Below are 13,067 nucleotides of genomic sequence, written 5' to 3'. Positions count from 1 at the left end.
GGTGGTGGCGGCGGCGTTTCCGTCATACCTGCACTGTATCGCCGAGCCGGATACGTGGGCAGGACACCGAATCGGGCAGATGGTGGGTTGCGACTATGACGGTTCGGCCGGCCAGCAGTGGACCCGCGGGGTCCAGTAGCTCTCGTAGGAACGTCTCGGCGGCCTGCCCGTCGAGATGTTCGGTGGGTTCGTCCAGCAGCACCACCGGCACTTCGGAGAGCAGTGCCCGGGCGAGAAGCAGCCTGCGGCGTTGCCCGCCCGATACCGAGGCCGCACCTGCTGTCAGCACCGTGTCCAGCGCGTGTGGCAATGCCTCGATCCAGGAGTCCAGGCCGACGTCGGACAGCACGTCGAACAGCTCTCCGTCGGTCGCGTCGCCGCGCGCGACGAGCAGGTTGTCGCGCACCGTGGTGGCGAAGATGTGCGCGTCCTCGCCGAAAAACCTGATGAGCGAAGGCAGTTCGGTGGCGGGTAGGTCCGTGATATCGGTGCCGTCGATCCGGATGGCACCGGACGCCGGCGGCGTGAGGCCGGCAAGCGTTGTGAACAGGGATGTCTTGCCGATGCCGCTGGACCCGGTGATCGCCATCCGCGCGCCTGCAGCCAGCCGAAAGGACAACGGACCCGATGCGGAAGGGCCGGTCCGCCACGTTAGGTCAACGCATTCAAGCGGGACGCCTGCCCTGCCGTTGGCAGGCATCACATCGACCGGTGCGGACGTGTCGTCCCCTGCCATCACGAGTTCTTGCAGGTTCCGCGCCGATGCGCGGGAGCGGGCTATGCCGATGGCTGCGGCGGGTAACGCGGCGGAGGCCTCGAATGCTGCCAGCGGCAGCAGCACCAGGACGGCAAGCGTCGTGGGTTCGACGTGTCCGGCCAGCTGGACCGCTGCGGCGAACGCCCCGACGACTGCGGCGCCCACGGCGAGAGTCGGAACCGCCGCTGACCATGCGGCGGGAACGGCGGCGGCGTCTTGAGCTGCGGCCCAGTCTCTGCGGCGTTGGCGCGCCAGTTCAAGCTGACGGGGGAGAAGTCCTCGAACTCGCAGTTCCGGGGCATGATCCAGGATCTCGACCGTCGTCTCGGTCTGCAGGGCGCGTGCCCGGGCGCCGCGTGTCTCTCGTGTACTGGCGGCGCGCGACGCCAACGCGGGTGCCGCCACGTCGGCGACCAACAAGGCACACGCCAAAATGGCGGCGGCAGGTATCGATATGAACGCAACTGTCGCGGTGGCTGCCACTCCGAGCACCCCGGCCACCGCGACGGGTATGACGCTGCGGACCACCGTCTCGGCGAGCTCGTCGATATCGGTGCCGATCCGATCGAGCACCACGCCCTTGCGGACCTCGCCGGCTGCGCCGCCGACCAGTCGCGCGTACACGTGTGCCCGGACGGTGGCGGCGCCGCGCAGCGCGATATCGTGACCAGCCAGCCGTTCGCAGTATCGCCAGATGCCTCGCGAAATGCCCAGTGCGCGTACCGCAACCACGGCCACGGACAGATCGAGTACCGGAGGCATCTGCCATGCCCTGGTGATCAACCATGCCGATAGACCCGCCAGCGCCAGTGCGCTCCCCAGCGCCAAGGCACCGCATGTAACGGCCACGGCCAGTCGCACCGGCCGCACCCGCAAGGCGATCAGCCAATGCCGCAGCGGATCAGAGGTGTGCGACATGTCTTGCCTGCACGGTGAACACAGCGTCGGCGGCGGCCAGAACAGGCGCCCGATGGCCCACCAGCACCACCGTCGCACCCCTGCGGGCACGAGAAACCAATGCGGCAAGCACACCGGCCTCGGTATCGGCGTCGAGGTGCGCTGTGGGCTCATCGAGCAGCAGGATCGACCGATTGGTGCCGAGCACACGGGCCAGGCACAGCCGTTGGCGTTCTCCCAGTGAAAGCCCGCTGCCGCCCGCACCGAGGCGGGTATCCAATCCGTCGCGCAGCGTCTCCAGTGTGCTGTCGAACCTGCTGTCGATCAGCGCGGATTCGAGATCGTCCAGCGGCCCGAACATCTCGAGGTTCTCGCGCACGGTGCCGGGTACCAGCACCGGGCGCTGTGGCAGCCATCCGAGCATTGACCACCAGCTGTCTCGCTGGATCCGCTCCAGTGGTACCCCGTCCACAAGAACCCGGCCCTGAGCGGGCGTGGTCAGCCCAGTAATGGTGTGCAATACCGTCGACTTCCCTGCGCCATTGTGCCCGGTAAGAACCGTCACGGCGCGGGGGCGGATTGTTGCGGTCAATTCCCATGGTGCGTAACCACTTCGGTCCGTCACGCTGATGGCGTCGAGTTCGATGACCGGATTCCTGCGTGGAGTCTGCGTTCCGCCGGCCGCCGCCGGGGGCCCGAGGGCATCGAGGAGTTCGAAGGCCTTGTCTGCGGCAGCTGTGCCATCGGCAGCGCTGTGGAACTGGATTCCGACGCGTCGTAACGGCCAGTACACCTCAGGTGCCAGGATCAGGACCGTCAGCGCGGTGGTCAGGTCGAGGTGCCCGAAAACCAAACGCATGCCGATCCCCACCGCGATGAGCGCGACGCTGAGGGTCGCGATCATTTCGAGCACCATCGCGGACAGAAACGCCACCCGCAACGTAGCCATTACCGAACGGCGCTGAGAATTACCGAGTTCGGTGATTCGGCGCAGCGGAGTCGCGGTGCGCCCGAGCGCACGCAGCGTCGGGATACCCGCTATCAGATCGAGAATCTGACCGGTGGCCGCAGTCGATGCCTGCAGTGCGGCCTCCGCTCGATCGCGGGTGAGCAGGCCGATGAGAACCATGAATATGGGAATCAGCGGCAGAGTGATCGCGACGATGACGGCGGATCGGATATCGGACAGTGCGATCACCAATGCGGCGGCAGGTGTCACGATTGCCGCGCTGAGGACCGCGGGGAGATATCCGGCGAAGTAGGGGCGCAGGTCTTCCAGTCCCCGGGTCAATACCGTCGTGGCCGAATCTCGGAACTGCTCGAGGTCACGTGGCTGCGCCTCGGCGATGGCCGACAGCAGCTGGTCGTCGAGGTCGGCGATCACCCCGGTTGCGCCGCGTTCGCTGAACCGGGTCTGTACACCCTGAGCCGCCGCCCGGAGCGTCCAGAGCACCACGAGGATGGTCATCGGCTGCCCCATATGGGCCATATCGCGGCTCGCCGGATCGGTGATCAGTAGCGCGAGGGCACGTGCCAGGACCACCGCGATCGTCAGGGTGCAGGCCGTCATTACCAGCTCGCAGAGCACCGTCAGGATCAGGTAGCGGCGGGCAGGAGCGCTGCGGCGCCACAGTCGGGGATCGACCGGGGCACTGCGCGAGCTCGTCATCGCACGGGTAGCCCGACCGGGTCGGGAATCTGGTCGGCCGAGATGCGCTGCCGGAACACCCAATATGTCCAGCCTTGGTAGATCAGCACCACGGGAGCGGTGACCGCGGCGGCCCAGCTCATCACCCTGAGCGTATAGGGGCTTGACGATGCGTTTGTCACGGTCAGGTTGTAGGCCGGATCAAGGCTGGAGACAATCAGATTCGGATAAAGAGAGCCGAAAAGCAACGCGACGACCGCGACCACTGTCAGGCAGGTGCAGGCAAAAGCCCATCCGTCACGGGAGACTCGCGAGAAGGTTGCCGCGCCGATCAGCGATAACGCGGCAATCACGAGTGCGATCCACGTCCAGCTCTTGCCGTAGGCAAGCTGAGTCCACAGTCCGTATCCACCCGCGGCGACGATCACGGGAACCGCCAGCTTGCGTGCCGTGGAGACGGCGTCCTCTCGCACCGCGCCGGCGGTCTTGAGCGATATGAACAGTGCACCGTGAAAGGCGAAGAGCCCCACGAAAACTACCCCGCCTAGCAGCACGTAGGGTCTGAGCACGTCGCCGATGGTGAGGGTGAGCTGCTTAGCACTGTCGACCGGAAGCCCGGCGAGCATCGCCGAGAATGCCACACCCCACAGCAGCGCCGGAATCCAGGATCCGATCGCTATCCCGAGATCGCAGCGGGCACGCCAGCGGGGGTCATCGATCTTTCCCCGCCATTCGATGGCGACGATCCGGACGATCATGGCCACCAAGATGAGCAGCAGTGGAAGGTACAGCCCGGAGAACACCGTTGCATACCAGTGCGGAAAGGCTGCGAACATCGCGCCCCCCGCGGTGATGAGCCAGACCTCGTTGCCGTCCCATACCGGCCCGATGGTGTTCAACACGGCGCGTCGCCGACGGTCGTCACCACGGCCGAGGGGATGCATGAGCATCCCGACGCCGAAGTCGAACCCTTCGAGCACGAGGAAGCCGAGGAACAACACCGCCACGACGATGAACCAGAACTGTTGCAATGCTGTGGGATTCATATCCGGAACCTCCTTACGCGGCTGGTTGGGCTAGTAGGCGAAGGACAGCGGTTTGACACTGTCGTCATCGGTCACGGGCGAAGCTGGTTCGGTGTCGTGCTCGAGGGGCCCCTCGATGGTGTATCGGCGGATCAGCCAGAACCACACCACCCCCAGTGCGCCGTACAGGAGGGTGAACGTAATGAGGGATAGCCATACCGTGGCCGCGGAATGGTGGGAGACCGCCAGATCTACGGTGAGCCGGATCTGCTCCACCCCAGTCGGATTGGGCGCCACCACCCACGGTTGCCGGCCCATCTCGGTGAACACCCACCCGGCGCTGTTGGCAAGGAAGGGGGTAGGGATGGCCAGGATCGAGAGCCAGGCGAACCAACGCTGACTGGGGATGCGCCCACCACGGGTGACCCATAATCCTGCCAGCGCCAGCAGGGCCGATCCGGCAGCCAGCCCGATCATCGCGCGGAAGGACCAGTAGGTGACAAAGAGATTGGGCCGGTAGTTGCGCGGCCCGAACTTCTGCTCGTATTCCTTCTGAAGGTCTTCCACACCCTTGAGAGTGACGTCGGTGAACTTGCCCTCGGCCAGGAACGGCAGCACATACGGCACCGAGATGGCGTGTGCCACGCTGGCGCAGTTGTTGTGCGTACCGACCGTCAACACCGAGAACTTCGGGTCCTTCTCGGTGTAACACAGGGATTCTGCCGACGCCATTTTCATGGGCTGCTGCTGGAACATCAGCTTGCCCTGGACGTCCCCGGTAGCCGCCAGCGCACCACCGGACAGGATCAGCACGGCGCACGCACCGATGGCGGCGGGCCGGTACATCGTGCGTGCATCGTTGAGCGTGCCGACCTTGTGGGAGCGGACCATCCACCAACCACAGATTCCCGCGACGAAGGTGCTTGCGGTGAGCAGAGATCCGGCGACTGTGTGGGGGAACGCGGCCAGTGCGGTGTTGTTGGTCAGGAGTTCGGTAATGCTGATCAGTTCGGCACGGCCGGTCTCCGGGTTGTAGACGGCACCGACCGGATGCTGCATGAACGAGTTGGCGGCAATGATGAAGAACGCCGAGGCGTTGACGCCGATCGCCACCATCCAGATACACGCCAGGTGCACCAGCTTGGGCAGCCGCGTCCATCCAAATATCCATAAACCCAGGAAGGTTGACTCCAAGAAGAAGGCCACCAGCCCTTCGAGGGCAAGGGGAGCGCCGAATACGTCTCCGACGAAGCGGGAGTATTCGCTCCAGTTCATTCCGAACTGGAATTCCTGCACGATGCCGGTGGCCACACCCAGGGCGAAGTTGATGAGAAACAGCTTGCCGAAGAACCGGGTCAGCCGGTACCAGGAGTTGTTGCCGGTGACCACCCATGCGGTTTGCATGATGGCCAGAAGCGGAGCGAGCCCAATGGTCAACGGCACCAGAACGAAGTGGTACACGGTGGTGATGCCGAACTGCCATCGGGATACGTCCAGGGCGTTCATCGCCACCTCCTACGACGCAGCGTAGTAGTAGTTGCTATCCAAGATCAACGCGATACGGGCCACATTTACTAATACGCCAACGAGGCGAACGCGGGGCGATAAACGCATGAACCCACAAGATGGGTGCGGCTAGGGGATCCGTCGGGGTTCGGCGAGTGAGCGTAATGCCGGCGCCACAGCCGGACCCACCAGGAATCCCTCGGTACCGCCCGCATCGAGGGCACGCCGATAGATCTCGGCGGCACCGCGCACCGCCTCGAGCGTCAATTCGATGTCGACGGACGTGTGTGCGGCGGAGATCACAAAGGATTGCCCCAGCACGCCGCGACGCAGAAGTTCTTGCAACAGCAGCGCCCGATACGCCTGTGAGGGCTGCCGGTCTGGGTCGAGGCTCGTGAAGGTGAGGCATGACGACCGTCCCGCGGTCTGAATATGTTCGTCCACACCAAGTTCTGCGGTGATCTCGGCCACGCCTGACGCAAGGCTGCGGCCCGCGGCCTCCATCGCGTGAACGGGGGCGTCATCACGATAGGACTGCACCACGGCACGAAACGCGGCCAGCCCCACAGCTTCTGGCCCGTTGGTGGTGGACAGGAGAAACGTCCGGGGGTCATCGGTCCGCAGACCGCCGCGTTCCATGTAGTCCCGCTTTCCGGCGAGTGCGGCAATCGCAAATCCATTACCCATGGCCTTGCCCCAACATGACAGGTCGGGGGTTACCCCGTAGACCGCCTGGGCGCCCTGGCGCGACCACCGGAATCCGGTGATGATCTCGTCGAAGACCAGCAGTGCACCGTGGTCGGTGCACAGTGACCGCACCGATTCGAGGAATCCGGGTGCGGGCTCGGCTGCCGCGCTGGCCGCTTCCATGATGACGCACGCGATTTCCCCCGGGAAACGGTTGAAAAGCGTTACCAAAGAATCGACATCGTTGTAGCTGAATCTGGCGATGTGGTCGGTCGCCGACTTGGGGATGCCCGCGTTCATCTCGGTGGTGCCAATGAACCAATCGTCGGTCGAGAAGAACGGCTGTCGGCATGCCGCCACCTTGGTGCGCCCGGTAATGGCGCGGGCCAGGCGGATGGCGGCGGTCGTCACATCCGACCCGTTCTTGGCGAACTTGACCATCTCGGCGGTCGGCACGGTACGCAGAAAGTCTTCGGCGGCTTCGGCTTCCAGCACCGTGGGTCGGCTGAAACTCACACCCCGCGCCAGGGTTTCGCGGACCGCCTCGAGCACGGGACCGTACGCATGGCCGAGCGTTATCGCGCGCAGTCCCATGCCGTATTCGACGTAGGAGTTGCCATCTACATCCCATACCCGTGCAGCCGCCCCATGGGTGAGCACCGGTGCCATGCCCAGCGGGTACTGGTCGGCTCCGCGTGCGTAGGTATGTGCGCCTCCCGGCACCGCGTCGTGGAGCCGGGCCTGCCATGCGTTCGATTGATCGAATCCCCGGTGTGTCATGTCTGGACTTTCTGATTGCGTTTTACCAGCGCCCATGCCGCACCCGCGAGCACGATCAGCAGCCATCGGACCATCGAAATTTGTTGGAAAGCAGATACATCCAACACCGAGGCGACGACGGTGAGCGCGACGAGCGCGCCGAGCACACCGTTGATCAACTCCGTGGTGGGCACATCCTCGCAGTGGTTGCGCGCCCTGGCCGCGTACATGATGGCCGTGATCATCAGGACGATCAGGGTCAGCAAGCCCAAGATCCCGCCTTCGATGAGGCGGCTGAGGTATTCGTTGTCGAGGACCGGCTGTTCGGGCCCAAGGGGATAGGTGAACGCTCCCTGTCCCAACCAGAAATGCTCTGTCCAATGGGCCATCACGTAATCGATTCCGCGGGCGCGTGATTGCAGCGACGGATCGTCGGCGCTACCCATGAAGGTACTGATGATCGCGTCGAAGACACCCAGGCCACTCACCGCGGCAACTGCCGCCGCACCGAGGGCAGCCGCGACCAATCCCGCGAGCCGCCGCACCGGCCAGCGCCACGACATCACCAGAATGGCTGCCGCCAATCCGATGAAGGCGGAGCGCGAAACCGTCACCACCGAGCCCGCGATCACCACGATGGTCAGCAGTGCCCAGGGCCAGGCCTTACGGCCGGAGGCCTGGGCGCTGTAGACCAGTGCAACCCCGATGGGGGCGATCGTGGTCAGCACCGCACTCAGCTCGAGGGCATGGGCGGCGGCACCCTGTGCACGGACGACACCTTCACGGACAATCCCGTGTGCGACACCGGTATCCCCGAACTTCATAATGCCGGGGATGCGGATCATGGCCGCGATATCGACACCGGTGCCGAACTGCACCAGGGCGAAGGCCGCGGTGATGGCAGCGCCGATGACGAGCGCCTTCAACAACATCTCGATAGTGCGCGCGGAATTGTCGGGGTAGGCGGCGAAGAGAAAGACGAAACCGATGAGCGCGGTCACGGTTACCGCGAACGCCGCGATGCCCTGCCCAGCCTGAATCAACGCCACGTGCGGAAGAACGTGTGTGGTGACGACGTTGAAGGACACCACCGTTGCCAGTAGTGAGGCCAGGATCGCGATCGCGAGCCCGCGAGCACCAAGGGCAAGTCGGTGCCCTGATAACACCCAATAGACACCCAGGGCGCCAACGAGAATCAACGCGACCTGGGCGGGGCTCAGTCCCTTGAGCGCGTAGACCGCGTACACCTGTCGGGTGCTCAGGAGCACGATCAATGCCAGCGCCACGAACGTGACGGTGGCAGGCCCGCGGCCGGACACCACTGTGGCCGGGCTATCGGTCTGAGGAAGGCTTGTCGTCACGCCAGCTACGGAAATCGGTGAGTCGGGGTGGGGTCCAGTTCAAGACCGCTTGGGCAAGTGCCTCGTCGTCAATCTCGACGTTGTCCAAATCATCATCGATGATCGTTGCCTTCGAAGGGTTTGCCACATTCTGGCCGCTACCGCTCGTTTCAGCCCGGGCCGGTTCCGTGACGGGTTCGGCAGCGGTGGGACTCGTGTGCGCGTTCTCGTCGCCCTTCGTCTTCGCCCGGGCCTTGATCTTGGTTCTGCCATCAGTGAACTCTTCTTTGCGGCGACGGGCGGCAAGCGCGTCGTACACCAGCAGCCCGATGATGCCTGCCAGCAGCGCCGCGACCGCCATGGAGCCCGCCGATTTCATGGCGCTGGAGGACGTCACGACCGGTACGGTGGGTTCCTGCAGCACGGTGAGGCTGGCCCAGTTCTCGGGGGAGACGGACGCACCCACCTGGAGTTTCACCAGGTTGTCGCGGGCAACGTCCAGCAACGCCGAAGCGCCTGCCTGGCAGTCGGAAGTAGCGCTGCACAGCACCAGAATCGACACTTGCGGTGAGGGCTGTTGATTGCTCGGGCCCAGGTCGATGGTGTTCGAGACCTTGTAGTCCACACCCGGTGCCGCGGCAGCGATCACGGCCTGCGCGGGCTGGCTGGACATCGACGTGGCAAGGATGCCGGCGAGCTGGGCCTTCTCCGGCGAGAGGTTCAACATGGGGTTGGCACCGAGCGTGTCGCCGGTCGACGAATACGTGGGCGGCGGTATCACCACGGCCGACGCGGTAGATGCCCGGACGGTGACGCCAGTGGTGTATCCGTAGGCGCCCGCGCCGCACGTCAGCAGGATCACCAGAAGTAGCGCAATTCGCCGGTTCAAGATCCGCTTGACCAGGTCGTTGACGTTCACGGGCGCTCCGACTCTCGCTATCGTCCGGACTATCCGCAGCAGGCGCGCCGTCCCATAACCAGCGTTATTGGTCACGAGCATAACCCACACTTGCCCGCTGTCCGGAATGGACGGCGCTAGGCTGTCCGCCGTGTCGACAGATCAGCTGGGCTCGCCGATAAGGGTGACGATCTCCGAGGTCACGGTGGATCTTTGCTCGGTGCGCGCTGTGCTCGACGCGGTGACACAACGTGCCTCAGCGTGTGGTGCGCGGCCGCTTGTTGTCGGCTCGGTGAACCTGGACCATTTCCATCATTTCGGTTCTGGTCGCGCGAACCCCGATTGCGCAGCATTGGGTCCCGCGCTGGATTGGTTGATGCTTGCCGACGGGGCGCCGATCGTGGCGCGCGCCCGCCTCAAGACTCGGCAGAATTGGCCACGGATTACCGGAGCAGACCTATTGCCGATGGTTCTGGAACAGGCGGCAGGCACAGGTCACCGCGTCGGATTCCTCGGCGGGCTACCGCAGGTGCACGACAGGTTGCGCGCTGTACTGCACGAGCGTTATCCGGGTCTTGCCGTATCCGGTCTCTGGGCACCCGATCGCGCAGATCTCATCGATCCGGATCGCAGCGATGCGCTGGCGGGGGACATCGCTGCTGCGGACACCGATGTGCTGGTCGTGGGGCTTGGAAAGCCCCTGCAGGAATTGTGGATTGCACGCCACGGTCTGACTGCGGGTGCGCGCGTACTGCTGGCCTTCGGGGCATCGGCGGACTTCCTTGCCGGCGCCGCGACGCGCGCCCCGGAATGGATGCAGCGCTACGGACTCGAATGGTCCTACCGGTTGGGTCGGGAACCCCGCCGCATGGCCCGCCGGTATCTGATACAGGGACCGGCCGCGGTGGTGCGGTTACGAAAGGCCGCCGTCGGGCCCGCACTGCCTTGGCACGCGTAGTGGCTAAACCCCATGGATAATGCTCGCGAAATGCTCAGCCATCCGTTCGGAGCTGAACTCCGCCCGTGCACGCCGCGCCCCAGCCTCTCCCAGGGCGCGGGCGCGGTCAGGATCGCGCGCCAAATCTGCGATCGCACGGGCGAAGGCATCGGGGTCCCCGGGTGGCACCAATACACCGTCGACGTCGTGGCGGACGTAATGCGCTATTCCCGGGTTGTCCGTCATCACCACCGGGCGCCCACTGGCCATGGCCTCGAGAGCGACGGTCAGACCAGAACCGGTGATCACGTTGGGCCGCACCGCGATCGCCACGAGTGTGGATCGCCGGTACAGATCGCGCATCCGTCCGTACAGCCGCTCGGTGTGCAGCGTGACAACCTCGGATGGCGCGGTGATCGGCAGGGCCGTGGCCAGCTCGAGCCCAAGGCCGGGACACTGTTCGCGGGCGATCAAGACCGCCTCGACAAGAAGTGCGTGATCGCGGTGGACATCTTCACCCGCGCTGACCACCAGGGGAGCGCCCGCGCTCTCCCACGGTTGCACTCGATAGAAATCGGTATCGATGCCCACCGGCGCGAAATGCAGCCGGGCATCATCGACACCCCAGGCCCGCGACAGCAGTTCGACCTGCGGGGGAGACTGCGAGAACACCGCAGCACTGCGGGCCAGCGCATGGCGCGCGAGTCCCCGATGAATCGGCGAGGAGTCCGCGGGCTCGGTGAGCCATCCGACTCCGGTCACCACCGGTGGGCTCATCCGCATCGCGGCGGCAGAGGCCGCGGGCACTCCGGTGCGTTCGTCGTAGCAGAAGACGACGTCGCTTTCGCGACGCGCAGCCCGGTCTGCGACGACTTCCAGGATCTCCAGATCTCCTGTTCGATAACGGATCTGACCGGCCACACGCTCGAAGCGGCGCCCGAAAGAGAACTCACTGAAGGTCGGCGTCACACCATAGTTGGACAGCCGGTGCAGTCCATAGGGCGCCTGATCCGGCACCTCATCGGCGCGGTTCCGGGCCTCCCATCGCGAAGCCGAAACGCCGTGTGGCAAAGCCACATACGCGTGCAGTCGTCGTTGCATTGTTCCCATCCCGTATCGCCGCAAGGTAGCACATGACATCCGAACATGCCGATGGATCCCCGGTCGCCGAGCCGGCCTCGGGGCGCCGGATTGCCAGTGCCGTCGCATGGCAACTCGGTGGCCGGGTGCTGGGGACCATCGCTTCCATCGCCGGGATCGCACTCACAACCCGCGCTCTGGGGCCCGAGTCCTACGGGCATCTCAATGCCGCGATCTTCTTCATCGGTTTATGGACCAGCCTGACAGAGCTGGGTATCGGCGTCGTGATCGTCCGACGGGTCTCGGCTGGCACCGGCAGTCTGCAACGCTTGGTCGGTATCAATCTTGCTTTCTCGCTCAGCTATTGCCTTCCGCTTGCCGCAGTGGCGGCGCTCTCGGGCTGGCTCATCTACGCGGATCACCCCGAGGTGCAGTCGATGCTGCTCATCATCAGCGCGAGTCTGACCCTGACGACACTGTCGAGCTGCCTGAACCCGATCTTCATGTCTTCCGTCCGGTTTTCGGCGGTGGCGCTGGCGGACACACTGTCCCGGGTAGCAATGCTGGCGGTCACGATTTTCCTGGTCACCGTTGACGCAGAACATGTTTGGTATGCGCTGCCGCAGGTGGTCGCCCCGGCCACCCTATTGCTGATTCAAGGCATCGCGGCTCATCGGATCACGCCGTTGCGAATCATTCTGTCGGCGAGTGAGACGTGGGGCCTGGTGCGCGAAAGCCTGCCGCAGACGATGGTGCTCATCATCGGGGTGCTCTATTGGCGAATCGACGGTGTGATACTGAGTCTGTTGAGCACGCCTGCGGAGGTCGGCAGGTATGGGCTGGCGTACCAGACAGCGTTCACCTTGTCATTGGTAGGGAACTTCTTCCTGGGCGCGACCCTGTCCACGATGACGGGGCTATTCGCCGCCTCGCGCGGGCGTTTCGCCGCCTTCATCGAGCGATCCATGGGATTGATGTTCGCCATCGCGGTTCCGGTCGCGGTCGTCGGGTTTTTCGTGGGACGAGATCTGGTCGCACTTCTGGGGTCCGAGCAGTTCGTGGACAAATCAAACCTGGTGATGCCGTTGCTTCTGGTCGCGGTGGGACTGACCTTTCTCACCGGGACCGTCAGCCAGGCGCTGTTCGCGGCACATCATCAGACATTTCTGCTACGCCTCAATGTGTTCAATCTTGCCGCCAACATCATTCTCAATGTCGCGCTTATTCCGCACCTGGGTTCATTGGGCGCGGCGATCGCGCTGGTAACCAGCGAGGTGGTCGGCTTGGTTGCCGCCAGCGTCAGGTTGACGACCTGCACGGGCTATCACACGCCGTGGATGTTTCTGTTGCGGTTGGGACTACCGACCGTGGCCGCGGTGGGTGCGCTACTCACTGCCGCACAGTGGATCCCCGAGTTGGTCGCCGCCGTCATCGCCGCCGGTGTCTATGTCGGCGTGAACCTGTGGGCGGGGCCCGTGCACCTGCGTGATGTTCGGGAAATCCTCCGTAAGGAGGCCACTGATGGGTGATCCA

The 13,067-nt window shown here is 64.6% G+C and carries 10 protein-coding genes; 2 read left to right on the top strand and 8 right to left on the bottom strand.

Annotation, left to right across the window (positions count from 1 at the left end; all coding sequences use genetic code 11):
• Positions 1-22: 22 nt before the first annotated feature.
• The 7 genes from cydC to AOT87_RS09885 all read right to left on the bottom strand — a co-directional run bounded on the left by cydC (position 23) and on the right by AOT87_RS09885 (position 9,538).
• A complete protein-coding gene (cydC, locus tag AOT87_RS09915) occupies positions 23-1,675 on the bottom strand; it encodes a thiol reductant ABC exporter subunit CydC (RefSeq protein ID WP_057969040.1) in 1,653 nt (550 codons plus the stop codon).
• Positions 1,659-3,323 (bottom strand): thiol reductant ABC exporter subunit CydD, encoded by a 1,665-nt coding sequence (cydD, locus tag AOT87_RS09910; RefSeq protein ID WP_057969039.1) that lies wholly within the window; start codon positions 3,321-3,323, stop codon positions 1,659-1,661. Before cydD ends, cydC begins: the two co-directional genes overlap by 17 nt.
• A complete protein-coding gene (gene cydB / locus AOT87_RS09905; protein ID WP_057969038.1) occupies positions 3,320-4,348 on the bottom strand; it encodes a cytochrome d ubiquinol oxidase subunit II in 1,029 nt (342 codons plus the stop codon). The genes cydD and cydB overlap by 4 nt, the downstream gene beginning before the upstream one ends.
• 30 nt (positions 4,349-4,378) lie before the next feature.
• Positions 4,379-5,833, bottom strand: coding sequence for a cytochrome ubiquinol oxidase subunit I (locus tag AOT87_RS09900; protein ID WP_057969097.1), 1,455 nt, complete (start codon positions 5,831-5,833; stop codon positions 4,379-4,381).
• 129 nt (positions 5,834-5,962) lie between these two features.
• Entirely contained in the window at positions 5,963-7,300 is a 1,338-nt protein-coding gene (locus tag AOT87_RS09895) for a glutamate-1-semialdehyde 2,1-aminomutase (protein WP_057969037.1), read from the bottom strand.
• Entirely contained in the window at positions 7,297-8,640 is a 1,344-nt protein-coding gene (locus AOT87_RS09890; RefSeq protein ID WP_131727290.1) for an O-antigen ligase family protein, read from the bottom strand. Before AOT87_RS09890 ends, AOT87_RS09895 begins: the two co-directional genes overlap by 4 nt.
• On the bottom strand, positions 8,612-9,538 hold the full coding sequence (locus AOT87_RS09885; protein ID WP_057969035.1) for a hypothetical protein: 927 nt from the start codon (positions 9,536-9,538) through the stop codon (positions 8,612-8,614). Before AOT87_RS09885 ends, AOT87_RS09890 begins: the two co-directional genes overlap by 29 nt.
• 130 nt (positions 9,539-9,668) lie before the next feature.
• Here AOT87_RS09885 and AOT87_RS09880 point away from each other — a divergent pair, with 130 nt between their 5' ends.
• Entirely contained in the window at positions 9,669-10,475 is an 807-nt protein-coding gene (locus AOT87_RS09880; RefSeq protein WP_157859008.1) for a WecB/TagA/CpsF family glycosyltransferase, read from the top strand.
• Positions 10,476-10,478: 3 nt separating this feature from the next.
• Here the strand turns inward: AOT87_RS09880 and AOT87_RS09875 are convergent, their stop codons facing one another.
• On the bottom strand, positions 10,479-11,555 hold the full coding sequence (locus AOT87_RS09875) for a glycosyltransferase family 4 protein (protein ID WP_057969096.1): 1,077 nt from the start codon (positions 11,553-11,555) through the stop codon (positions 10,479-10,481).
• Positions 11,556-11,587: 32 nt separating this feature from the next.
• Here AOT87_RS09875 and AOT87_RS09870 point away from each other — a divergent pair, with 32 nt between their 5' ends.
• The gene (locus AOT87_RS09870) at positions 11,588-13,063 is read left to right on the top strand and encodes a flippase (protein ID WP_057969033.1); all 1,476 of its coding nucleotides are present in this window, start codon (positions 11,588-11,590) and stop codon (positions 13,061-13,063) included.
• The last annotated feature ends 4 nt before the right edge of the window (positions 13,064-13,067 follow it).

Origin of the sequence: Mycobacteroides sp. H003 (genome assembly GCF_001440135.1) — a bacterium.
GTDB classification, from domain to species: domain Bacteria; phylum Actinomycetota; class Actinomycetes; order Mycobacteriales; family Mycobacteriaceae; genus Mycobacterium; species Mycobacterium gwanakae.
The sequence above is the reverse complement of the archived record's forward strand: the minus strand, read 5'-3'. Positions and strand labels throughout refer to the sequence as shown.